General features: G+C 69.0%; 21 protein-coding genes and 2 pseudogenes. 9 read left to right on the top strand and 14 right to left on the bottom strand.

The window, feature by feature from the left end; all coding sequences use genetic code 11:
• Positions 1–43: 43 nt before the first annotated feature.
• Both Q0937_RS00110 and Q0937_RS00105 read right to left on the bottom strand, forming a co-directional pair.
• Positions 44–376 (bottom strand): DUF1844 domain-containing protein, encoded by a 333-nt coding sequence (locus tag Q0937_RS00110; protein WP_299299610.1) that lies wholly within the window; start codon positions 374–376, stop codon positions 44–46.
• Positions 377–590: 214 nt separating this feature from the next.
• On the bottom strand, positions 591–1,571 hold the full coding sequence (locus Q0937_RS00105; RefSeq protein ID WP_299298223.1) for a hypothetical protein: 981 nt from the start codon (positions 1,569–1,571) through the stop codon (positions 591–593).
• A 307-nt stretch (positions 1,572–1,878) separates the two neighbouring features.
• On the opposite strand from Q0937_RS00105, the gene infC reads away from it, so the two are divergent.
• The 5 genes from infC to Q0937_RS00080 are packed head-to-tail and all read left to right on the top strand — an operon-like array spanning position 1,879 to position 6,197.
• Positions 1,879–2,505, top strand: coding sequence for a translation initiation factor IF-3 (gene infC / locus Q0937_RS00100; RefSeq protein WP_363323189.1), 627 nt, complete (start codon positions 1,879–1,881; stop codon positions 2,503–2,505).
• 25 nt (positions 2,506–2,530) lie between these two features.
• Entirely contained in the window at positions 2,531–2,725 is a 195-nt protein-coding gene (gene rpmI / locus Q0937_RS00095; RefSeq protein WP_299298220.1) for a 50S ribosomal protein L35, read from the top strand.
• Positions 2,726–2,783: 58 nt separating this feature from the next.
• Positions 2,784–3,164: a 50S ribosomal protein L20 gene (rplT, locus tag Q0937_RS00090; RefSeq protein WP_299298217.1), complete on the top strand. Its 381-nt coding sequence runs from the start codon at positions 2,784–2,786 to the stop codon at positions 3,162–3,164.
• Positions 3,165–3,183: 19 nt separating this feature from the next.
• On the top strand, positions 3,184–4,062 hold the full coding sequence (locus Q0937_RS00085; protein WP_299298215.1) for an RNA methyltransferase: 879 nt from the start codon (positions 3,184–3,186) through the stop codon (positions 4,060–4,062).
• Positions 4,059–6,197 carry a cytochrome c oxidase assembly protein gene (locus tag Q0937_RS00080; RefSeq protein WP_299298212.1) on the top strand — a complete coding sequence of 713 codons (2,139 nt, stop codon included), beginning with the start codon at positions 4,059–4,061 and terminating at the stop codon, positions 6,195–6,197. The genes Q0937_RS00085 and Q0937_RS00080 overlap by 4 nt, the downstream gene beginning before the upstream one ends.
• A gap of 262 nt (positions 6,198–6,459) precedes the next feature.
• Here the strand turns inward: Q0937_RS00080 and Q0937_RS00075 are convergent, their stop codons facing one another.
• The 6 genes from Q0937_RS00075 to Q0937_RS00050 all read right to left on the bottom strand — a co-directional run bounded on the left by Q0937_RS00075 (position 6,460) and on the right by Q0937_RS00050 (position 10,945).
• On the bottom strand, positions 6,460–7,284 hold the full coding sequence (locus Q0937_RS00075) for an oxidoreductase (RefSeq protein ID WP_299298210.1): 825 nt from the start codon (positions 7,282–7,284) through the stop codon (positions 6,460–6,462).
• A gap of 58 nt (positions 7,285–7,342) precedes the next feature.
• The gene (locus Q0937_RS00070) at positions 7,343–7,669 is read right to left on the bottom strand and encodes a carboxymuconolactone decarboxylase family protein (protein ID WP_299298207.1); all 327 of its coding nucleotides are present in this window, start codon (positions 7,667–7,669) and stop codon (positions 7,343–7,345) included.
• A gap of 103 nt (positions 7,670–7,772) precedes the next feature.
• On the bottom strand, positions 7,773–8,648 hold the full coding sequence (locus Q0937_RS00065; RefSeq protein WP_299298204.1) for an aldo/keto reductase: 876 nt from the start codon (positions 8,646–8,648) through the stop codon (positions 7,773–7,775).
• 86 nt (positions 8,649–8,734) lie between these two features.
• Positions 8,735–9,133, bottom strand: a complete 399-nt coding sequence (locus tag Q0937_RS00060) for an FMN-binding protein (RefSeq protein ID WP_299298201.1) — start codon at positions 9,131–9,133, stop codon at positions 8,735–8,737.
• Positions 9,134–9,174: 41 nt separating this feature from the next.
• On the bottom strand, positions 9,175–10,056 hold the full coding sequence (locus Q0937_RS00055) for an FAD:protein FMN transferase (protein ID WP_299298198.1): 882 nt from the start codon (positions 10,054–10,056) through the stop codon (positions 9,175–9,177).
• Between the two features lie 4 nt (positions 10,057–10,060).
• Positions 10,061–10,945 carry a helix-turn-helix transcriptional regulator gene (locus Q0937_RS00050; RefSeq protein ID WP_299298196.1) on the bottom strand — a complete coding sequence of 295 codons (885 nt, stop codon included), beginning with the start codon at positions 10,943–10,945 and terminating at the stop codon, positions 10,061–10,063.
• Positions 10,946–11,068: 123 nt separating this feature from the next.
• On the opposite strand from Q0937_RS00050, the pseudogene Q0937_RS17975 reads away from it, so the two are divergent.
• Positions 11,069–11,182 (top strand): annotated as a pseudogene (locus tag Q0937_RS17975) (NmrA family NAD(P)-binding protein); the annotation flags it as partial.
• A 52-nt stretch (positions 11,183–11,234) separates the two neighbouring features.
• On the opposite strand, the gene Q0937_RS00045 reads toward Q0937_RS17975, so the two are convergent.
• The 4 genes from Q0937_RS00045 to Q0937_RS00030 form a co-directional block, all read right to left on the bottom strand.
• Positions 11,235–11,564 carry a hypothetical protein gene (locus Q0937_RS00045; protein WP_299298193.1) on the bottom strand — a complete coding sequence of 110 codons (330 nt, stop codon included), beginning with the start codon at positions 11,562–11,564 and terminating at the stop codon, positions 11,235–11,237.
• Positions 11,565–12,016: 452 nt separating this feature from the next.
• Positions 12,017–12,328, bottom strand: a complete 312-nt coding sequence (locus Q0937_RS00040) for a putative quinol monooxygenase (RefSeq protein ID WP_070500108.1) — start codon at positions 12,326–12,328, stop codon at positions 12,017–12,019.
• Positions 12,329–12,335: 7 nt separating this feature from the next.
• Positions 12,336–12,884 (bottom strand): type 1 glutamine amidotransferase domain-containing protein, encoded by a 549-nt coding sequence (locus Q0937_RS00035; RefSeq protein ID WP_299298185.1) that lies wholly within the window; start codon positions 12,882–12,884, stop codon positions 12,336–12,338.
• 845 nt (positions 12,885–13,729) lie between these two features.
• On the bottom strand, positions 13,730–16,408 hold the full coding sequence (locus Q0937_RS00030) for an excinuclease ABC subunit UvrA (RefSeq protein WP_299298182.1): 2,679 nt from the start codon (positions 16,406–16,408) through the stop codon (positions 13,730–13,732).
• Positions 16,409–16,631: 223 nt separating this feature from the next.
• Between Q0937_RS00030 and Q0937_RS00025 the strand changes: the two genes are divergently transcribed.
• On the top strand, positions 16,632–17,825 hold the full coding sequence (locus Q0937_RS00025; RefSeq protein WP_299298179.1) for an alcohol dehydrogenase catalytic domain-containing protein: 1,194 nt from the start codon (positions 16,632–16,634) through the stop codon (positions 17,823–17,825).
• Positions 17,826–18,650: 825 nt separating this feature from the next.
• Here the strand turns inward: Q0937_RS00025 and hxlA are convergent.
• Positions 18,651–19,274: a 3-hexulose-6-phosphate synthase gene (hxlA, locus tag Q0937_RS00020; RefSeq protein ID WP_259784180.1), complete on the bottom strand. Its 624-nt coding sequence runs from the start codon at positions 19,272–19,274 to the stop codon at positions 18,651–18,653.
• A gap of 53 nt (positions 19,275–19,327) precedes the next feature.
• Positions 19,328–19,900, bottom strand: coding sequence for a 6-phospho-3-hexuloisomerase (hxlB, locus tag Q0937_RS00015; protein ID WP_299298172.1), 573 nt, complete (start codon positions 19,898–19,900; stop codon positions 19,328–19,330).
• A gap of 92 nt (positions 19,901–19,992) precedes the next feature.
• Here hxlB and Q0937_RS00010 point away from each other — a divergent pair, with 92 nt between their 5' ends.
• On the top strand, positions 19,993–20,844 hold the full coding sequence (locus Q0937_RS00010; protein ID WP_299298169.1) for a response regulator transcription factor family protein: 852 nt from the start codon (positions 19,993–19,995) through the stop codon (positions 20,842–20,844).
• A gap of 22 nt (positions 20,845–20,866) precedes the next feature.
• Positions 20,867–20,992 (top strand): annotated as a pseudogene (locus Q0937_RS00005) (IS256 family transposase); the annotation flags it as partial.
• Between the last annotated feature and the right edge of the window lie 236 nt (positions 20,993–21,228).

Raw genomic sequence — 21,228 nt, 5'->3', positions numbered from 1 at the left:
GCGAGGCGTGCGGGGCCTGGGAGGGAAGGGCGACCGCTCGAGGTCAGGAGACCCGGCCGGTGTACTTCTCGCCCGGCGCCTTGCCGGGGTCATCCGGGAAGGGAAGCGCCTCGGCGAAGGCCAGCTGCAGCGAGCGCAGGCCGTCACGCAGCGAGCGGGCATGCTCATTGCCGATCTCCGGAGCTGCGGCGGTCACGAGACCGGCCAGGGCGTTGATCAGCTTCCTGGCCTCGTCGAGATCCTGGTACTGACCGGTCGCCTCGTCCTCCGCGAGTCCGACCTTCACGGCCGCAGCGCTCAGCAGGTGCACGCAGGCGGACGTGATGATCTCGACCGCCGCGACGTCGGCGATATCGCGGAGCTCCTCCCCGCCGATGGCGGCGGGAGCTTCGGCATGTCCGGCATGTCCGGCATGCCCGGCATGCCCAGCGTGGTCAGTGTGCCCGGCATGGTCCTTGTGCCCGGCGTGGCCGGAGTGGTCGTGGTGCTGGTGGTCGTTCACGTCTGCAGAGTTCCTTCGTGGTCGGGTGTGCTCGCCCTGAGCGGGCGCGCGGGTGGTGGGTGGGGTCGTGGTGGGGGATGGCGCTCGGCTACCCCAGGGGAAGGGTTCCGGTCTCGTTCATCAGGCTGAAGGTGAAGTGCAGGCCTGTGGGCTGGGTGCCGATGGGGACGTCGTAGACCTTGTGGAAGGTGTCGATGCTGTCTGGAGCGACCACTCCGAAGGGGCGGCTGTCCGCCACGAAGTTCGCGCTCGCTGCCGAGTCGGGGGCGAAGGTCTGACCGTCGGCGGTCTCGAGCTCCACCAGCTCTGCGATGTCGACGCCCTTGTCGCCTGGGTTGTCGACCTCGAAGATCACGACGATGTACTCACCCTCGGGTTCCATGGCCGAGCCCGGATTGCCGACCTTCCGCACTCCGATCTCGGTGCTCACCTCCGAGATGGTCACCTCGCCCACCTGCGCCTGCCCAGGGCCGGCCTGCTCCTGCGCCGTCCCGGTCGCTGGGACCGAGGAACCCTCCGACGGTGCGGCGGGGGAGAGCGCCCGGAAGGCGAGCACCCCGCCCCCGACGACGACGACCAGCAGCAGGACCGCGATCACCGAGATCCCCGCGATGAGCAGCCCGCGACGGCTCTTCCCAGCAGGGAGGGGCTCCTGCGGTGGGGCGGGCCGACGATTGGGCCGGGCCGGCCGTGGCGGTGGGGTGGGAAAGCCCTCGGGGACGGGGCGGAGCACTGCTCGTGGCGCCGTGCGCAGTGCAGTCACCGGGCGGGCGCCGGTGACGGGGACCTGGCTGGTGTCACGGGAGGCCGCGGAGCCGTCGGCGGTGGTCTCCTCGCCGGCGGAGCGGGCGTCGTCGGCGGAAGCTTCCGCTGCCGGGGAGGCCGCGGAGTGCGCATCACCCTCCGCGATCCCGGAATCGGCTGCGCGAGCACCTCCGGTCCCCGCGGGATCGAGCGGCGTCTGCCCGTAGCCGTAGTCATGGGACTCATGGGAACCTGGGGCAGAAGTGCCAGGATCGGGGCGACCTGGGAGGTCGTCCCCGCCGGACGCATCGCGGTCGGTCTCCACCAGCACTCCTCGTTGTCGCAGCTTGCGGGCGCGACGCACATCACCTGGACTGCGGCCCCACTCCTGCTAGGATAGACGATTGGAACAGGTCGAGACCCTCGCCATCAGTTCCTTCAAGTGGAGTCCCTTCCCACCTCGTGGCGAACAGCCCGTGTGCCTTCCGGCCCGCGAGCGCACAGCTGCCGGGTCAGTATCGCAGCCGGGCAGTAATGTCCGTACCGCGCTGTTGCGCGTGCACCTGGGGCCTCCGCATGAAAATGCGGGGGCTTTCGTCGTCTTCCGACTCGAATCAAGGTGAGGAGCCAACATCAGCGAACAGCGCATCAATGGTCAGATCAGGGTCCCCAAGGTCCTCCTGGTCGGACCCGCCGGCGAGCAGGTCGGCGAGGTCCGTGTCGAGGACGCCCTGCGTCTCGCCCAGGAATCAGGACTCGATCTCGTCGAGGTCGCGCCCGGTGCGAATCCGCCGGTTGCGCGCCTGATGGATTACGGCAAGTACAAGTACGAAGCCAACCTGAAGGCCCGTGAGTCGCGCAAGAACCAGGCGAACACGGTCCAGAAGGAAATCCGTATGGGCCTGAAGATCGATACCCACGACTACGAGACCAAGCGCCGCAATGTTGAGAAGTTCCTTGACGGTGGCGACAAGGTCAAGGTCATCATCCGCTTCCGTGGTCGTGAGCAGTCCCGTCCCGAGAGGGGCGTCAAGCTTCTCGGTCGCATGGCCGAGGACGTCGCCGACTACGGCTTCGTCGAGTCGCACCCGCGGCAGGACGGCCGCAACATGGTGATGGTCTTCGGGCCGCACAAGAAGAAGGCCCAGGCCATGGCCGAGGCCCGTAAGCGCAAGACCGATGCTGAGAAGGCCGCAGCCCGGAGCGAGGACGAGAAGTCCGACGCCAAGGCTGAGACCGAGACCAGCGCCGAGTCCTGAGAAACGTCACAAGGAGAACAGGCAGATGCCGAAGAACAAGACCCACTCGGGTACCAAGAAGCGCGTCCGTGTCACCGGCTCGGGCAAGCTCATGCGCGAGAAGGCCAACGCCCGCCACCTGCTGGAGCACAAGTCCTCCACCCGCAAGCGCCGTCTCGGCAGCGACACCTCTGTCGCCAAGGCCGATGTCAAGCGTATGAAGAAGCTGCTGGGCCGCTGATCGCCCACGTGGGAGCACAGCTCCCGCGCCCCTGAATTTACGATCGAAGGAGTATCACGTGGCACGCGTGAAGCGGGCGGTAAACGCCCATAAGAAGCGTCGGGAAATCCTTGAGCAGGCCAGCGGCTACCGCGGCCAGCGCTCGCGTCTGTACCGCAAGGCGAAGGAGCAGGTGCTGCACTCGCAGACCTACAACTTCCGCGACCGCAAGAAGCGCAAGGGCAACTTCCGTCAGCTCTGGATCCAGCGCATCAACGCTGCGGCCCGCGCCAACGGCATGACCTACAACCGCCTCATCCAGGGTCTGGGCCTGGCCGGCGTCGAGGTCGACCGTCGCATGCTCGCAGAGCTCGCCGTCCACGACGCCCCGGCCTTCGCCACTCTGGTCGAGGTCGCGAAGAACGCCCTCCCCGAGGACGTCAACGCCCCGGCAGCCTGACATCGCGGCACTTCCTGCGATGAACGAGCGCCCGGATCAGTCTCCGCTCACCTCTGCCCGCTCCGAGCGGGTGAAGAAGGTGGCGGCGCTGGCCGGGCGCTCTGCACGTCGTAAACAGGGCCGGTTCCGCATCGAAGGACCCCAGTCGGCCCGCTCGCTGCTCGCGCACCGGCCGGAGCTGGCCCTCGAGGTCTTCGTGACCGAGCGCGCCGCCGTCGACCATCCTGAACTGGTGGAGCTCGCCGACGCGGCCGGCGTTCCCGTGCGCACGGTCGACGAGCAGATTCTCCGCGCCCTGGTGCGCGAGGGAGCGGACGCCTCCGACGCCTCCGCAGGCACCCTGGTCTCCCCGCAGGGAGTGGTCGCCGTCGGCGCGCTGCCCGCCGAGACCCCTGACGCGACCCGCACCGCGCTCAAGGCGCTGTCGGCCGACGGCGCGCTCACCGTCGTGGTCCTCCACGAAGTGCGCGACCCCGGCAACGTCGGCACCCTGATCCGCACCGCGGACGCCGCCGGCGCCGACCTGGTGCTGCTGACCCGCACCAGCGCCGACCCCTACTCCCCGAAGGCCGTGCGGGCCGCCGTCGGCAGCCTGTTCCACCTCCCCGTGCTCACCGGCGCCGTGATCGAGGACCTGCTCTCACAGCTCGCCGCCACCTCCATCACCGCCGCCGCCACCAGCGGGTATGCCGACTCCGAGCTCTTCACCGTCGAGCTGCCCGCACGGATCGCGTGGATCCTGGGCAACGAAGCTCGAGGACTGGACGAGGCCACCCTGGCCGCCGCGCCGCTGACCGTGCGGATTCCCCTGGCCGGGCACGCCGAATCGCTCAACGTCCACACCGCCGCGACCGTCTGCCTCTTCGAGACGCTCCGGCGCCGACGGGCAGGGGCATGAACGCCGTCTCCCAGCGCGCCGGCACGCTCGCCCTCCCGCTCCTGCTGCTCCTCACCGTTGCCGCCGCCTTGGCGGGCATGGCCGCCACCCGGGCCCTTGCACCCGCCGAACTGGTCCCGGCGTCCCCGCTGGTCACCTGGGGGCTGCCGGCGGTGCGCGCCCTGCACCACCTGGGCCTGCTGCTCGCGATCGGCGCCGGCGGGACCGCCGTGCTGCTGCTGCCGGGGCCCGGTCGCCGCGAGGTGACCACCCTGGATCCGCTGCGCCGCCGCACCGTACGCCTCGGCGCCGCAGGAGCACTGCTGTGGGCGGTCGCGTCCCTCGCCCTGATCCCGCTGGTCGGGCTCGAGGCAACAGGCGCGGGCACCGACCTCAACGTCTGGGACGTGGCGCTCGGGGGCGAGCTGGGCCGGATCCAGCTGACCATCACCGTCTTCGCGGCGCTGTCCGCACTCGCCTACGCGATCGCACGGTCCACGGTGATGGCCTGCTGGGGGCTCGCCTTCGCCGGGATCGGCGCCGCCGCCCTGGGCCTCGCCGGTCACGCCGGCTCCAGCCTCGACCACGTCAATGCCGTCAACGCCATGTCCGTGCACCTGGTGGCGGTCAGCGTCTGGGCCGGTGGGCTGCTGGTCCTCTTCCTGCTCAGCGCCCGCATGGACGAGACGCAGGTGTCCACCGTGATCCGCCGGTTCTCGCCCTGGGCTCTGGCGGCCGTCGCAGCCCTCGCGCTCAGCGGGCTGATCAGCGCATGGATCCGGATGTCGCACTGGTCGGAGCTGCTCACCACCGGCTACGGCCGGGTGGTGCTGTTCAAGGCGGCAGGGCTGCTCGCCCTCGCCGTGCTCGGCGCGCTGCAGAGGCGACGGCTGGGGGAGCGGATCCGTTTCCGTCACCTCGTCATGACCGAGGGTCTGGTGATGGCGGCGGTGATCGGTGCGTCGATCGCCCTGGGCCGCTCCGCCCCGCCGGTCCCGCAGGAGATCCCCGCTGTGGGAGAGCTGCGGGTGCTGTCGATGGTGGGCTACCTTCCGCCGGAGCGAGAGTTCGGACCCGGCGCCTTGTTCACCGTGTTCCAGCCCGACTGGATCGCCCTCGCCCTGGCCGCGACGATGGCCGTCCTGTATCTCATCGGCGTGGTGCGGCTGACCCGTCGCGGGGACGTCTGGCCGTGGATCCGCACGGCCTGCTTCCTCGCCGGCTGCCTCGCCTTCGCCTGGGTCATGAACGGCGGCGCCGCAGCCTGGGGCAAGTTCCGCTTCGACGCGCACATGATCCAGCACATGGCGATGATGATGATCGTGCCACCGCTGTGGGCGCTCGGCGGCCCGGTCACGCTGCTGTCCCGCGCGGTCGCGCCTCGCACCGACGGCTCGCGAGGGGTGCGCGAATGGGTGCTGGCCGCTCTGCACTCGGGCTATTCCCGACTGGTCTCCTCCCCGCCGGTCGCCGGGTTCATCTTCGTGGGCTCGCTGGTCATCTTCTACTTCTCGCCGCTGTTCGAACTGGCCATGGAGCATCACGTCGGGCATCTGCTGATGACGGTGCACTTCCTCGCCTCCGGCTACCTGTTCGCCTGGGTGCTGATCGGGATCGACCCCTCGCAGAAGCCGATCAACCCGGTGCTGAAGCTGATCACCCTGCTGGTCACCCTCGCCTTCCACGCCTTCTTCGGGGTGGCCATGGTCTCGGCGACCTGGCTGGTGGCGGAGGGCTGGTACACGCAGCTCGGGATGTACTCGCCGGACCGGCTCGAGCTGATCCAGGTGCGCGGCGGCACGATCATGTGGGCGATCTCCGAGGTCCCGACCGTCGGCTACGCGATCATCGTCGCGGCGATGTGGATGAAGTCCGACGATCGCCGGGCCCGCCAGTACGACCGCAAGGCCGAGCGGGACGGCGGCGCCGAGCTCGCGGCGTACAACGCCTATCTGGCGGGCCTGCGGGGCGACCGCGGTGCGAGCACGACCGAGGACATCGCGAAGACGCCGGGGGTGGTCGATGACACGGCAGGACCGCCGGCCGCCGAGCAGCCGAGGCGTCCCGCGGACGATCAGCACAGTGGTGAGTCTCGGGAGGATGAAGGCCACCATCGGGACCGACGCCCCAGCCCGCCTCACCGTCAGGATCGGTGATCTCGTCACCGGGGACGGGCTCTCCTCCGCCACCCAGCGCCGACGCTTCTCCTCCGCGCTGCAGCGCGCGCAGACGCAGAACGTTGTGGATCCTTCCAGTGGAGATCGCTCGACGCACCGCTGACTGCGCACGTCACGGGGGACTGAGGCGCGGTGGGGTCGAGCTGACCTGATCGCGCAACAGTTCACCGCGTTGCGAGGGTGAGCATGTCCTCTGGTGTCAGGCCTGCCCGGTGGGTAGTGGGGTTGCCACCGGGCTGGGTCATCCCTTGCCGAGGTCGGTGCTGGCGCTGAGATGCTCCCAGGAGTCGATCTGCTCGGCTTCTGCCGCAGCGACTCCTCGAATGGCCTGCAGCGCATCGGTGCCCAGGAGGAGGAAGGTGGGGGGCTCGCTTGCCGTGACGGCGTCGATGATGGCGTGGGCGGCCTTGTCGGGGTCACCGGGCTGGGTGCCTTCGACGCGGGCTCGGCGCTTGCCTGCGGTCTCGGCGTAGTCCTCGATCTCGGTCTCGGAGATGCGGATGGAGGACCCGGAGAAATCGGTGCGGAACGCGCCGGGCTCGACGATGGTGACGCTGATGCCGAGGGGTTCGAGTTCCTTCTGCAGTGATCCGGAGAGACCTTCGAGGGCGGCCTTGGTCGCTGAGTAGTAGCCGGACCCGGGTGCACACGCGCGCGCTCCGATCGAGGAGATGTTCACGATCGCACCGCTTCGACGCTGGCGCATGCCCGGGAGGACGGCCTTGATGAGGCGGACGGGCCCGAACACGTTGGTGTCGAAGACGGCGCGGATCTGCTCGTCTTCGCCTTCTTCGACGGCGGCGCGGTAGCCGTACCCGGCGTTGTTGACGAGGACGTCGATGCGGCCGAACCGGTCCTCGGCAGCGCGGACAGCGTCCGCGGCCTGCGCATCGTCCGTGACATCCACTGCGGCGATCATGGCTGTGGTGGGGTGCTGGCGGGCGAGGTCATCGAGTGCGTCGGTGGTGCGGGCGCCGAGGACGGCGTTGTCGCCGCGATCGAGCACGGCAGTGGCGAGCGAGCGGCCGAGACCGCGGGAGGCTCCGGTGATGAACCAGGTGGTCATGGTGTTCCTTTCCAGCGATGCTCTGGATCGCAGCAGAGCAGGTGGGTATCCGGGGGTGTCAGGAGGCGGTGGTGTTCTCGATGACGCGACGCGCGACCGTGATGGCGGACAGCGCTTTGGGCCAGCCGGCGTAGAACGCGAGGTGGGTCATCACCTCGCCGAGCTCCTCGACGGTCACGCCGTTGTCGAGGGCGAGGCGGACGTGGCTGACGAGCTGGTCGGTGTTCCCGCCCATCACGAGCGCGGAGACGGTGGCGAGGCTGCGGTCGCGGGGGGAGAGCCCGTCGCGTTTCCACACGTCGCCGAAGAGGACGTCGTCGGTGAGGTCGGCGAGTTTGGGGGCGAAGTCGCCTGTGAGCTGCTGGGCGCGGGTCTGCTCGGCCATGGAGGGTCTCCGATCAGGGTGGTGGCGGTCGGTGCTGCGGGAATGGAAGAGCGGGTGCCCGCCGTGTGGTGGTCAGGGGCGGGCGCCCGCGAGGAGGGAGCGCTCAGGCTTCGGGGATCTCGCGTCCGAAGGTCTCCAGGCTGATGTCCTCGGGCTCAGGTCCGCCGCGCGTGCCGGTCTCGAGGGCGTCGAGAGCGGTCAGCTCATCTGCGGTGAGCTCGACGTCGAACACGTCGATGTTCTCCGCGATGCGGGCGGCCTTGGTCGACTTGGGGATGACCTGACGGCCTTCCTGGAGGTGCCAGCGCAGCATCACCTGCGCGGCCGACTTCCCATGCTTCTCACCGATGCCCACGATCACGGGATCATCGAAGCTGCGCTTCTCGCTGTCGCGGTAGGAGGTGATGCCGCCGATCGGCGACCACGCCTGGGTGAGGATGCCGTGCTCGGTGCCGAAGGCCTCGACCTCGCGCTGCTGGAAGTAGGGGTGGACTTCGATCTGGTTCACCGCGGGCACCACGCTGGTGGCGGCGAGAAGCTGCTCGAGGTGGCTGGTCATGAAGTTGCTGACGCCGATCGCGCGGACCTTCCCGTCGGCCAGGAGCTGCTCGAGCGCCTTGTAGGCACCGATCGTCTTGTCGAAGTCGGACGGGAGGGCCTGGTGGAGGATCAGCAGGTCGATCTGGTCGACGCCGAGCTTGCCGGCGCTCTTTTCGAAGGCGTGGAGGGTCTCCTCGTAGCCGTAGTCGCTGATCCAGATCTTCGTCTCGATGAAGACTTCGGAGCGGTCGATCCCGGACTCGCGGATCGCGGCGCCGACCTCGCGTTCGTTGCCGTAGGCGGCGGCGGTGTCGATGTGGCGGTAGCCGGCCTGGAGAGCCGCGGTCACGGCGGTGGTGGTCTCCTCAGGCGGGGTCTGGAACACGCCGAGACCCAGAGCCGGGATCGCGACGCCATTGTTGAGAGTGAAGGTGTTCATGGCTTCCACCCTAGGAGCGGTCCTGCGGGTGAGGGAGGGACAGGTGTTACCCCCCTAGGGGCCCGGTCCCGCAGTGCGCGCGGAGCTCAGGAGCGGGCGTCTTCACGGATGAGGTCCAAGGCACTGTTCCAGCCCTCGGAGGTGCCGCTGGCGCCGGCGACGATATCGACATCTGCGTCATCCAGCGGTTGACCGATGGCGATCTCACCGATCGCCTCGGCGAAGGCTTCCTGATAGCCCAGGGACGTCGGGTCGGTGGCGTGGTGGGTGATCGAGACGTCGGTGATGGCGTCGTCCTGAAGGCTGAGGTCGACTGTGATATGGGAGGGAAGCCCCCCGTACCAGCCTTCTGCCTGATAGTCGCCGTCGAGGTATCGCATGTCTTCTTCCGGTGCCGGGGTCGTGGCGGAGAGGCTCGGGGACGGGGTCTGCGGGGCCTCTGTGGTGCAGCCGGTAGCGAGCAGGGTGCAGCTCAGTGCGGCCACGGCGGTGAGCGCACGAGGAGAGCGGTGAAGGGGTGCGGGCATCAGGGGCCCCTGGGGGCGGTGATCGCGGTGCGGAAGGCTGGTGAGGCGTCGGCGTGGTGGTCGGAGTGGAGGCGGGCGAACTCGAAAACGAAGTGGTCTCGCAGGTGATCGGGATCGGTGAAGAACAGTGCCGTGGCCAAGGCGTCGGCGAGCATGGTCGATGAGGCACTCACCCAGGTCGCGAGGACACCGGTGGCCGGTTGGCTGGTGCGGGCATCGAGGATGTGGTGCAGGCCCTCGCCCCAGGTTCTGCGGTTGATCGCGGAGGCGCACAAGGCGTGGGATCGCAGGGGGAGAGCACCGATCAGGTGTCCGGGGGCTCGCGGGTCCTCGAGCCCCACGCGGGGGTGGCAGCTGCCTGCTGCCAGCACGTCGCCACTGGCGTCGATGATGAAGTTCTCGACATCGGCCTCTCGCAGGATGGTGGCGATAAGATCGACCAGACGTCCCTTTCCCAGCGCCCCGATATCGAGCAGCACGGGCTCCGTGCTGGTCAGGGTCGACCCTATCCGGGTGATCGACGACCACCCCACCGCTTGCGGTGGGTCCCCAGGGGAGGGTGTCAGCGTGTAGTGCTCGTTATAGCCGAGGTGTTCCAGCGCGGCGGCCACTGTGGGATCGAACGCGCCACCGGTCGCGTCGTGGAGCTGGTCGATGAGCGCGAACAACGCGACCGCATCCGGGGGGAAGCGGACCGTGCCGCCCTGGTCGCCGAACTGGCGGATCAGGGAGTCGGGTCGGAACCGCGAGTAGGTCCGGTCGAAGTCCTCGACCGCCGCGAGGATCGCTTCACGGGCGTGCTCAAGCGGGGTGAGGGCCGTGATCGACCAGTTGGTGCCGATGGCGTCGAACCGCAGGGCGGCAGCGGGCCGGTCCGGCATGGCCTCAGAGCTCGTCGTCCGCTCCGGCCCGGACCGTGCGGGCAGAGGAGTGGAGCATGCTCAGCAAGGCGAGCTGGTCGGCGTCGGCCTCAGCATGGGGGGTGTAGACGATCAGTGACATGCGCGGATCCGCTGGCAGCTCCATCGCCTCGAACTCCAGGTGCACTTCTCCGATCTCCGGGTGACGCAGCCGCTTGCTGCCGCTCTGGTGGAAGCGGACGTCGTGCTGGCCCCACGCGCGTGCGAAGAACTCACTGCGCGTGGCGAGTTCCCCGACGAGGTCCGTGAGGTCCTTGTCGTACGGGTAGCGGCCGGCGACCTGTCGGATGCTGGCGACCTGATCGCTTGCGGTCTGCTCCCACTGCGGGAAGAACGCCTTCGCCGCGGGGTCCAAGAAGGTGAAGCGAGCGATGTTCGGCACCGGGTCGCTGCCGGTGAACATGGGCGAGTACAGGGCGCGGCCCAGGCGGTTGGCCGCCAGGATGTCCCGTCGATCGTTGTTGATCACCGCGGGCAGGTCTGTCATCGCGTCGATGATGCGTTGCAGCTGAGGGCGCAGCCCTGCCCGGCTGGTCTTGGGTGAGCGGCGCCTGGGACGCGCCCCGGCATTGGCGGTGCGGGCGAGGTCGAACAGGTGCTCCGTCTCGGCCGCGTCAAGCTGCAGCGCTCGGGCCAGGGACTCCAGCACCGCCTCCGAGACCCCGGTGAGATTGCCGCGCTCGAGACGGGTGTAGTAGTCCACGCTCATCTGCGACAGCAGGGCCACTTCTTCACGGCGAAGGCCCGGTACGCGACGCGTGGAGGAGAACGCCGGCAGCCCCGCCTGTGCGGGTTGCAGCCGGGCACGCCGGGAGGTGAGGAACTCCCGGACCTCGTTCGTCTCGTTCATGACATCCAGGCTATATCGGGCCCGGCGCAGGAAAGAGGTACCAGCGTTACCGGACACAGGAGTCCCTGGCGCCGACTGCTGCGAGCACCTTCACTGAAGATCTCACCTGTGAAGGAGGACGCCATGCTCACTCAGTCCGGCACCATTCTCGTGGTCGGTGCCACCGGAAGCATCGGAACGCTCGTCACGGCCGAAGCCGCCTCGCGCGGATACCGGGTCCGGGCCCTGGCCCGGCCGGGCGCCGACACCAGCGCGTTCGGTGATGGCGTGGAGGTCGTCCATGGCGATCTCACAGCTTCTCCACCGAGTGGTTCGGTGTCTTGCGCACGTCGGGGGCGGCCGCGTGGGCTGATCCCCCAGCGTCGACGCGCTGCTGCACAGCGTCGCGTCGGGCTGCGTTGTCCAGAGCTTGCCCCGCCGTCTCGGTCCCGTCGAGATCGCCGGTGGCCCGCTCGACTGCCTCTTCGATCAGCGTCGAGAGCTCCGCGAGCGGCAGCTCGGAGAGATCTGCGACATCGAGGCCCTCGAACGTCACGGACAGAGCCTCCGGCTTCAGCCGCTTGCCATGGCAGGCGGGGCAGGGAGCGACCGTGAGGAACTGCGCCACGCGTCGCTTCATCGAGTCGCTCTTGGTGTTCGCGAACGTGTCGAGCACGTACCGGCGCGCACCGACGAAGGTGCCCGAGTAGGTCGGTTCGACGCCAGACGCGATCGCGAGTGCTCCTTCGCCCTCGTGGAGCAGTGACGAGGACTGGCCACCCGCTACGAAATCTCTTTCTCCAGCTCAGGAATACGTGCGGCGTCATCGGTCGTCGCGTAGTAGGTGGACGGGGCGATCTGCGCGTCGGTGCCCTTCAGCACCGTGCAGATCGGCTTGACGCCGTGCCGATCCTTGTGCTTGTCGATGAAAGCGACTCAAGAGACATGTCCTAGAGGACGACGCCGAGCCTCGTTCAGTACGGGATCAGCAGCTCCCCTGGATTGGCACGTGCGGTGGATCGGCTCCACAGCCGTGGCCACGGCTGTGGAGCCGATCGGGGCCGCACCCCGATGTCAATCGAGGCTGATGCTCTAGGCGGTCTCGCCGGGCAGCTTGTACGCGATCACGTCGACGTTCTGGATGCTCGGTTCTGTGCTGAACAGATCTGCTCCCTGTGCGGCGAGTGCCTGACCGACGCCACCGGAGAGGTGGGTCTGGCGGGCCTCGTCGTCGGGGAACACGTCGAAGATCCCGAAGGTCGATTCGTCGAACTGCAGAGCGAACCAGGCCCGCGTACCCTCCTCCTGCTCGACGATGGGACGGGCGCTGCGGAGGAAGTCCGCGACGTCCTGCTCCTTCCCGGGCTTGGCGTGCACGACGACCGACAATGCAGAGTTGATCATGGTTTCCTCACTTGTCCTGGCTGAACAGCTCGACCATCGCGGCGTTGAAGGCCGGGAGATCCTCGGGCGAGCGGCTGGTGATCAGGTTCCCGTCGCGCGCCACCTCTTCGTCGACGACGTTCGCCCCGGCATTGCGCAGGTCGGTGCGGATGCTCGGGTACGAGGTCAGCGTCCGACCCTCCACGACACCGGCCTCGATCAGCGTCCACGGTCCGTGGCAGATCGCGGCAACCGGCTTGCCGGCGACCATGACATCGCGCACGAATCCGACTGCGTCGGTGTCCATCCGCAACTGGTCGGGGTTGACCGTGCCGCCCGGAAGCAGCAGGGCGTCGTAGTCGTCGGCCGAGGCGGACTTCACCAGTGCATCGACCGGGAATGTCCCGGCCTCGTCCAGGTCGTTCTCGCGAGCCTTGATCTCGCCCTCGTGCAGCGAGAGCAGCACGGTCGTGGCCCCGGCGTCCTGAAGAGCCTGTCGCGGCTGCTCGAGCTCCACGCGCTCGACGCCGTCCGCGGCCAGGATCGCGATCCGCTTGCCGTGCAATTCGTCTGCCATGTTCTGCTCCGTTCTGTGGGAGGTGACGGCCTGCCCGTGCGGGCGAGCCGCACGCTGTCTGTACCGGGCAACGTGGTTCGGGTGCAGGACGACTCGCGTGCAGTCGTCGTTGCGCTCATCGGAGTGCCGGCAGGTGTTGGCTGCCGATTCTCGGGCCGGATCCTGGGAGACGATGAAGAAGCTTCGGCCCTGTGGTCGACGATGACCTTCCGCCATCGACGGTTGTCGTTCTTCACCGGGGCCTGGCCGGATGTGAGCGCCGGGCCCGCATTCGAGTCTAGACCTCGTCGGTCAGGGACGGGCCGCACGTGGCCATCTCGTTCTGGACGCCTGGACGCCTGGACGCCTGGACGCCTGGACGCCTGGACGCCTGGACGCCTGGACGCCTGGACGCCGGGACGCCGGAGCACGAAGACGTCGACGACTCCGATGCCGCCGGGGGACCGCGCCGATCGCATCCGGCGATTCGGGCCCGTCCTCGGATCTCCGGTCGGGCACGACGCACGGGATCGGCCGTGGAGTCGTCGACGGCTATGGCGACCTCCTGTCGGCGAGCTCGACGTCATCGTTCTCCATCTCGACCCAGGCCTCGCGGGCCCGCAGGCAGTCCTGGTCGTCGGCGGGAGCTCACAACGTCTCGGCCCGCCGCCGCCGAGTCCGATCTCGAGCCTCGCCGCCGCGAGCCCGCAGGCCGCTGCCCGGTCCGTCTGCGGTCGGGCAGTCGCGGAGCGTCTGCTGACCGCGCTGGGAAGGCATGCACCCGGGCTCCCGATCTGGCGAGGCAGCCTGCTCGTCCGGTGCGCTCTCTGCGCGAGGTCTTCGCCCTCGTCGCAGCCTTCCGGCTCTCACATCCGGGAGGTGGCCTCCTGGAGCGCGGCCTCGAGGTACGGTGCCGACGCACCGGCTCCGGACGAGGCGACCTGCGCGGGCGTGCCCGAGGCGACCACCGTGCCGCCGTCGTCTCCCGCGCCGGGTCCGAGGTCGATGACGTGGTCGGCCACGGCGACGATGCGCATGTCGAGCTCGACCGCGACGACGGTGTTGCCTGCGTCCACGAGGGTCTGGAGATGCGTCACGAGTCGGTCGGAGTCGGCGCTGTGCAGCCCGGAGGTCGGCTCGTCCAGGACGTAGAGGGTGTCCCCGCGCTGGGATCGTTGGAGCTCGGTGGCGAGCTTCACCCGCTGTGCCTCACCTCCGGACAACTCGGTGGCCGGCTGTCCGAGACGGAGATATCCGAGGCCGACGTCGACCAGTGCCGTGAGCGAGCGCATGATGTCGAACTCGCCGTGGAAGAAGTCGTGGGCCTCCTCGACGCTCATGGCGAGGATCTCCGCGATGTTGCGGCCGCGCCAGGCGATCTCCAGCGTGCTGGACTGGTAGCGGGTGCCGTGGCAGTCGGGGCACTTGGTGTAGACCGAGGGGAGGAAGAGCAGCTCCACCATGACGGATCCTTCGCCCTTGCAGGTAGGGCAGCGACCGCCGGTGACGTTGAAGGAGAATCTGCCCGCCTTGTACCCGCGAGCGCGGGCCTCGGGGGTCTCCGCGAACCTTCTCCTCACGTGGTCGAACAGGCCCGTATAGGTGGCGACGTTCGAGCGTGGGGTGCGACCGATGGGCTTCTGGTCGATGCTCACGACGCGGCGCACCCCGGCGACGTCGCCGCGGATCTCTCCCTCGAGCTCGTCGGGCTCGTCCGACAGCAGGAGATCGTCCCCTTCGGCGGGGGCGGCGTCCTCCGCCTGGTCTGCTCGTCCCTGCCGTTCGCCGAGCAGCGCGGGCAGTGCCTGGCTGACCAGGCTGGACTTGCCTGATCCCGACACTCCGGTGACGGCGGTGAACACCCCGAGCGGGAAGGAGATCGTCACGTCGCGCAGGTTGTTGCGCGTGACGTGCTCGAGCCTCAGCCATCCCTGTGGCTCGCGGGGCGTCCGGCGGGGCAGTCCGCTGCCCCCGAAGACATAGCCGCGGGTGACGGACTCCTCCACCTCTGCCAGCCCTTCGTAGGGCCCGCTGTAGATGACGCGTCCGCCGCGCTCGCCCGCGCCGGGGCCGATGTCGACCAGCCAGTCGGCGTGCCGCATCACATCCACCGAATGCTCCACGACGAACAGGCTGTTGCCCCGGCGCTTGAGCCCGTCGAGGATGCCGAGCAGAGCGCTGACGTCCTGCGGATGAAGACCCGCGGACGGCTCATCGAGCACATAGACCACACCGAACAGCTCAGAGGTCAGCTGGGTCGCGAGTCGCAGTCGCTGCAGCTCGCCGCCGGAGAGGGTGGGGGTGGTGCGGCCCAGGGAGAGGTACCCCAGACCCAGATCGATGATCGGCCGCAGTCTGTTGACGAGCTCCGCGCCCAATCGCGCTGTCGCGGCCAGCTTCTCGACCGAGCGGTCAGGCGACATGCGCGCGTCCTCGACGGCCGCGGGGGCGGATCCTCCGGCGTCGATCCGCTGCCCGGCGTCGCGTCGGTCAGCCTGGCCACCTGTGCGGCCCGCCGACTCGGCCCCGTCGAGAGCGCCGGTGGCCCGTTCGGCCGCCTGGTCGATCAGCGTGGAGAGCTCCGCGAGCGGCAGCGCGGAGAGATCTGCGACGTCGAGACCCTCGAACGTCACGGACAGGGCCTCCGGCTTCAGCCGCTTCCCCTGGCAGGCAGGGCAGGGAGCGACCGAGAGGAACTCCGCCACGCGCCGCTTCATCGACCCGCTCTTGGTGTTCGCGAAGGTGTCGAGCACGTACCGACGCGCGCCGACGAAGGTGCCCGAGTAGCTCGGTTCGACGCCCGCCGCGGTCGCGGCCCGGGCCTCGGAGAGTGTGAGCCGCGAGTGGACCGGGACATACGGCGTCTCGTCCGTGTAGAGGATCCATTCACGCTCCTCCTTCGGCAGATCCTTCCAGGGCACATCGACGTCGTAGCCGAGCGCGACGAGGACATCGCGCAGCTGATGACCGTGCCAGGCCGTCGGCCAGGAGGCGATGGCCCGTTCGCGGATCGTCAATGAAGGGTCCGGCACCATCATGTCCTCGGTGACCTCGTACACCCGGCCGATGCCGTGGCACTCCGGGCATGCGCCCTGCACGGTGTTGGCGGAGAAGTCCTCGGCGTAGAGCATCGGCTGATCTTCGGGGTAGTGGCCGGCCCGGGAGTAGAGCATGCGCACCAGCGAGGAGAGCGTGGTGATGCTGCCCACCGAGGACCGCGCGCTGCGGCCTCCACGCTGCTGCTGAAGAGCGACGGCCGGCGGCATGCCCGTGATGGAGTCGACGTCCGGGACGCCTGCCTGGTCGATGAGGCGACGGGCGTAGGGAGCGACGGACTCGAGGTAACGGCGCTGGGACTCCGCGAACAGGGTTCCGAAGGCCAGGGAGGACTTTCCCGAGCCGGAGACGCCGGTGAACACCACCAGAGCGTCGCGGGGGACCGTCAGGTCGATGTCCTGGAGGTTGTGCTCGCGCGCGCCGAGAACCTGCACGTCGGGCTGAACGGGTGTGGAGTCCGACGGCGCGGACCTGCGTGCTTCGACCATGCAGGCGACACTAGCAACGCGTTCCACCGATCGGTCGGAGCATGGCCCGGTCCTCCACGGTCCACCTGCCCGTGGCGCCTGTCGCCGCAGCCGCGGCGGGCACCTCGGTGGAGGGCGAGGTCCCTCCTCGTCTATGCTCGAAGAGCCGAGGTCGCGGGCGACGGGCATCCATATGACCGAGGCACTTCCGCGACCGGGCCATCCCCAACTGGAGGAGAACGTCATGGCAAGCAGCAACCGCGCCGTCGTGTTCCAGAACGTCAAGGACATGCGCGTCGAGTCCCTCGACTTCCCGAAGCTCGAGATGCCGAACGGCAGGAGCGCCCCGCACGGAGTCATCCTCAAGATCGTCGCCACCAACATCTGCGGTTCCGACCTGCACATCTACCGCGGGTCCTTCCCTGTCCCCCAGGGCATGGTCGTGGGCCACGAGATGACCGGAGAAGTCCTCGAGGTCGGCCCCGACGTCGAGTTCCTCTCCGAGGGCGACCTGGTCTCGGTCCCCTTCAACGTCGCCTGCGGCCGATGCCGCAACTGTCGCGCCCGTCGTACCGAGGTGTGCGAGACCGTGAACCCCGACGCGGCCTGCGGCGCTTACGGGTTCAACCTGGGCGACTTCCAGGGTGGGCAGGCGGAATACCTGTTCGTCCCCTACGCCGACTTCCAGCTGCTCCGCTTCCCGGACAAGGACCAGGCCATGGAGAAGATCCGTGACCTCGCCCTGCTCTCGGACATCCTGCCCACCGCGTTCCACGGCCTCATGGAGGCCGGGGCCAAGCCCGGCTCGACCGTCTACATCGCCGGCGCCGGTCCCGTCGGTCGCTGCGGCGCCGCAGCAGCCCGTCTCCTGGGCGCTTCCTGCATCATCGTCGGTGACTACCACCAGGACCGGCTGGACCTGATGAAGAACAACGGCTGCGAGACCATCGACCTGAACCAGGACGTGCCGCTGACCGATCAGATCGAGGCCATCCTCGGCGAACCCATGGTGGACTGCGCCGTCGACTACGTCGGCAACGAAGCCCACGGGATCGGCCGTGAGGCCGAGGACATGAGCCCGGCACACGCCATCAACCAGGTCATGGACGCCACCCGCGCAGGCGGTGCCACCGGCATCGTCGGCGTCTACGGCCCCGACCCGCTGGCGTCCTCCAAGGCCGAGCAGGAGGGCACCTACCCGCTCGACTTCGGCAAGGCGTGGATCAAGTCGCCTCGGATCTCCGGCGGCCAGGCCCCGATCATGCACTACAACCGTGAGCTGATGATGTCGATCCTGTGGGACCGCATGCCCTACCTCAGCGACATGCTCAACACCAAGGTCATCAGCCTCGACGAGGCCCCCGACGCCTACGCGAAGTTCGATACCGGTGTCTCGGAGAAGTTCATCATCGATCCCCACGGCATGATCCCCGCCTGATCCCGGGCCGTCATGAACCCGGCCCGCGATCGTCGCTCCAGCGTCGGTCGCGGGCCGGCTCTGTGCACGGATCCGTCGCCGATCCCGTCCTGGACGATGCCCGGCGCGGGCCTGGGGCACGTGGGGCCGGCATGTCGGCGCCCAGCGGCGTGGGGGAGCGAGGAGGGGCGTGATCCTGGGAGACGGGGCTGCTCGCTGCGACGCTCCTGACGCCTCTCACGATCCGGAACGCGTCGCGGGGCGAGAAGGACGATCACCGGCGCCAGGGCCGCCGGCACGCGCACGTGGCGGAGGGACCGGTTTCACGTCACCGGCGCCGGTCCTGGCGGGGAACTCCAGCTGGGGTGTGACGCGGACGAGCGCCGGTCCACCGCGGGGGGCGGCGCTGAGAAGGTCCGACGCTGCCGCAGCGACATCGCATACGGCGGGCCGTCGGGACGCGCCACCGCGCCGTCCAGAACGTCAGGATCATCATGACGCGGATCGAGCGCCTCTCCGAGAGCACCGTCGCCGCCCGGGCCGGGAGCTCGGCGAGCTCTTGTGCTCCGAGGCCCGGACGGCGGTCGATGAGCCGGAGTCCGCTGCTGTCGATCGAGCCGTTGCGGAAGTCCGGCGTGTGCGCTCCATGAGAGTAACCATCGCCTGGATCGAGCGGGCCTCCGACCGACCCCGATGCCGGGCACGCCCTGCGGGGAGGAGGGTCGCGTGGCGCTCTGCGCCACGCGGTGATCGACTGCGGCATCAGTCCACCGCATCCGGTGGGAGGGGACAGGGTCCGGGCGTGCCGTCACCTGCCCCCTCTCCACGGGATGCGGTGGGCGGTGGTCACCTGATGGCGGAGCGGATAGCGGCGGCCGCGCCGGCGACGTCCGATGCGCTGTAGATGGCGCTGCCCGCGACGGCCACGTCTGCTCCCGCCCGCTGGACGGCCTCGACAGAGTCCGCACTGACGCCGCCGGCGACGGAGAACGGGACCTCGGCGGCCTCGCCGGCGGCGAGCAGGGCGTCGAGGCTGTAGCCGTCCTCCGCCTGCTCGTCGAGGCCGGCGTGCATCTCCACGAAGACGGCGCCGAGGGCGACGACCTCTCGGGCCCGTGCGGCCTTGTCGGACACGCCGATCAGATCGACGACGACGCCCTTGCCGTGCTTGGTCGCCGCGGCGACCGCGCCGGCGATCGTGCTGTCACCGGCGACGCCGAGCACGGTGACCAGATCCGCTCCGGCAGCGAAGGCGATGTCAGCTTCCAGCTCGCCGGCATCCATGGTCTTGAGATCGGCGAAGACGGTCTTGTCGGGGTGGGCGGCCTTGACCGCCGTGATCGCCGCGAGGCCCTCGCTCTTGATCAGAGGGGTGCCGAGCTCGAGGATGTCGACGTGGGGTGCGGCCTTCGCGGCGAGGTCGAGGGCGGACTCGGTGGTCAGGGTGTCCATGGCGAACTGCAGGCGCATGTCAGGGTGTCTCTTTCTTGTGGTGGTGTCGATGATGGAACGGAGAAGAAAGGTCATTCGAGGTTGGCATGACGGGGCCAGAGCGCATCCGCGCTCTGACCGCTCTTCTGCCACAGGACGTCGAAGAGAGCGTCGCCGACGAGGACGAGGAGCTGCTCGAAGAGGCTGCCGGCGTACTGGGCCGACTGCTGCTCGGACCGGTCTGTCTTCGTCGCCGCACGGATGACCAGGACGGCGTGGGACAGCTGAGCAAGCGGTGACTCGGGGTCGGTCGTGATCCCGATGACGCGGGCACCGACGGATCTCGCCGTCTCAGCCGCGCTCACCACCCCCGAGGTCGTGCCGGAACCGCTGGCGGTCAGGAGCAGATCGCCCTCTCCGATCGCCGGGGTCGTCGTCTCACCGACGACGTGGACCTGCAGCCCGAGGTGCATGAGGCGCATGGCCGTCATCCGCAGCGCGAGCCCGGAGCGTCCGGCGCCGTGGACGAAGACCCGCCGGGCGTTCGCTGTCAGTTCGACGGCGGCCGCGAGCGCGGGCGCGTCGGGCAGGGAAGCTGTCCCCTCGATCTCGTTGATGATCCGCGTCAGCGAATCCTGGATGCTTCGTTCTTCCATGCAGACCATCTTGGGCCGGTCTGCGGTGGTCCACTGCTGCCCGATGAGCGGGGTGCCCCGTTCGATCGGGTGGGCCTCCCAGGTCGGGCTAGAGTAGCGGAGTGAGCGACCTCCCGACCCCGCTGGAACGTGCCCGCTCCCTGTCGAGGGACCGTGGCCTGACCGAGCAGGCTGATCAACATGCGATCACCCTCGAATCGATCCTTGCCGTGCTCCGCTCCGGCCGACTCGCGGATGCGGCCGCGCGCAGTGAGGCCACGGAGATCGCCTCCTCCGCACTCATCCGTGCTCGTTCGGTCCATGAGCAGCAGGAGAGCGTGCTCGAGCCGGTAGCCGTGGCATTCTCGCGCCTGCGCACCGAACTGCGTCCTCTGATCCGCTCCGGGCCGCTGCAGGTCCAGTTCGCAGAGCCTCCTGCGCGAGGACGGGCGCTGCCGGGCCCGGTCGCTCGGGAAGCCCGCGCCATCTCCCGCACAGCAGTGCTCTCGCTCATGGACCGCGCGGACGCTGCACGCGCCCGGATCGGCTGGGACTGCGATGGCCGCAACCTGCTGATGGAGGTCCGTGACGACGGGGGAATCGCGGTGACGGCGCACGACGACACACTGCGTCCGATCGTGGAGCGAGTCGCGGCGCTCGACGGAACCATGGACGTGGAGACGACCCCGGGCTGGGGGACGACGCTGCGGATCGAGATCCCACTGGACCCGCCCAGCGCAGCGCTCACCGTGGAGGGCGCCGAGGAACTCACCGACCGCGAGAAGCAGGTGCTGCGCCTGGTCGCGACCGGGATCTCGAACCAGCGCATCGGCGACCAGCTCGGGATCACGGCCAACACCGTGAAGTACCACGTGGCCAACTTGCTGCGGAAATACGGCGCCCGCACGCGCGCCGAGCTCGCAAGCATCGCTCACTCCCATGATGCGCACTCTCCGAGCGCCCAGACTCGATAGCGGGCCTCGGTCCGGACGTCGGCAGCGGTGTCGCACCCACTGCGCTGCGAGCCTCATGGCCGTGACCTCGAAGAGCTGGTGGCCGGCGGTGAAGGCGATGCCGCACGCCGTCCAGGACCAGCCCGACGCGAAACCGGTGAACGCGCAGCTGTGACTGATACGCGCCGGCACGGCCCGCGTCCCGCCGTGTTCCGGGTTCGCGGATCGGCCTCAGGCCTTCGCCGCCTGGGTGCGGCCCCCGCGACGGCTGGATTCCAGCATCTCGGTCAGTGAGCGCGCGTCAAAGCTGCCCACCAACCGACAACCATGGGACTGCCGCACGAACAGGTGACAGTTGGGGTGTCAGGCCGCGAGGCTCACGGCCGGGTTCATGATGGTCTCGTA

Source organism: uncultured Brachybacterium sp. (genome assembly GCF_947500705.1).
GTDB lineage: Bacteria > Actinomycetota > Actinomycetes > Actinomycetales > Dermabacteraceae > Brachybacterium.
The sequence above is the reverse complement of the archived record's forward strand: the minus strand, read 5'-3'. Positions and strand labels throughout refer to the sequence as shown.

Excerpts from the sequence above, each read along its gene's own strand:
- Q0937_RS00085 (WP_299298215.1), top strand. The coding sequence starts at position 3,184 with ATGAACGAGCGCCCGGATCAGTCTCCGCTCACCTCTGCCCGCTCCGAG.
- Q0937_RS00065 (WP_299298204.1), bottom strand. The coding sequence starts at position 8,648 with ATGAACACCTTCACTCTCAACAATGGCGTCGCGATCCCGGCTCTGGGT.
- Q0937_RS00025 (WP_299298179.1), top strand. The coding sequence starts at position 16,632 with ATGGCAAGCAGCAACCGCGCCGTCGTGTTCCAGAACGTCAAGGACATG.
- Q0937_RS00050 (WP_299298196.1), bottom strand. The coding sequence starts at position 10,945 with ATGAACGAGACGAACGAGGTCCGGGAGTTCCTCACCTCCCGGCGTGCC.
- Q0937_RS00080 (WP_299298212.1), top strand. The coding sequence starts at position 4,059 with ATGAACGCCGTCTCCCAGCGCGCCGGCACGCTCGCCCTCCCGCTCCTG.
- Q0937_RS00030 (WP_299298182.1), bottom strand. The coding sequence starts at position 16,408 with ATGGTCGAAGCACGCAGGTCCGCGCCGTCGGACTCCACACCCGTTCAG.
- Q0937_RS00055 (WP_299298198.1), bottom strand. The coding sequence starts at position 10,056 with ATGCCGGACCGGCCCGCTGCCGCCCTGCGGTTCGACGCCATCGGCACC.
- Q0937_RS00075 (WP_299298210.1), bottom strand. The coding sequence starts at position 7,284 with ATGACCACCTGGTTCATCACCGGAGCCTCCCGCGGTCTCGGCCGCTCG.
- Q0937_RS00070 (WP_299298207.1), bottom strand. The coding sequence starts at position 7,669 with ATGGCCGAGCAGACCCGCGCCCAGCAGCTCACAGGCGACTTCGCCCCC.
- Q0937_RS00040 (WP_070500108.1), bottom strand. The coding sequence starts at position 12,328 with ATGATCAACTCTGCATTGTCGGTCGTCGTGCACGCCAAGCCCGGGAAG.
- rpmI (WP_299298220.1), top strand. The coding sequence starts at position 2,531 with ATGCCGAAGAACAAGACCCACTCGGGTACCAAGAAGCGCGTCCGTGTC.
- Q0937_RS00035 (WP_299298185.1), bottom strand. The coding sequence starts at position 12,884 with ATGGCAGACGAATTGCACGGCAAGCGGATCGCGATCCTGGCCGCGGAC.
- Q0937_RS00045 (WP_299298193.1), bottom strand. The coding sequence starts at position 11,564 with ATGAAGCGACGCGTGGCGCAGTTCCTCACGGTCGCTCCCTGCCCCGCC.
- hxlA (WP_259784180.1), bottom strand. The coding sequence starts at position 19,274 with ATGCGCCTGCAGTTCGCCATGGACACCCTGACCACCGAGTCCGCCCTC.
- hxlB (WP_299298172.1), bottom strand. The coding sequence starts at position 19,900 with ATGGTCTGCATGGAAGAACGAAGCATCCAGGATTCGCTGACGCGGATC.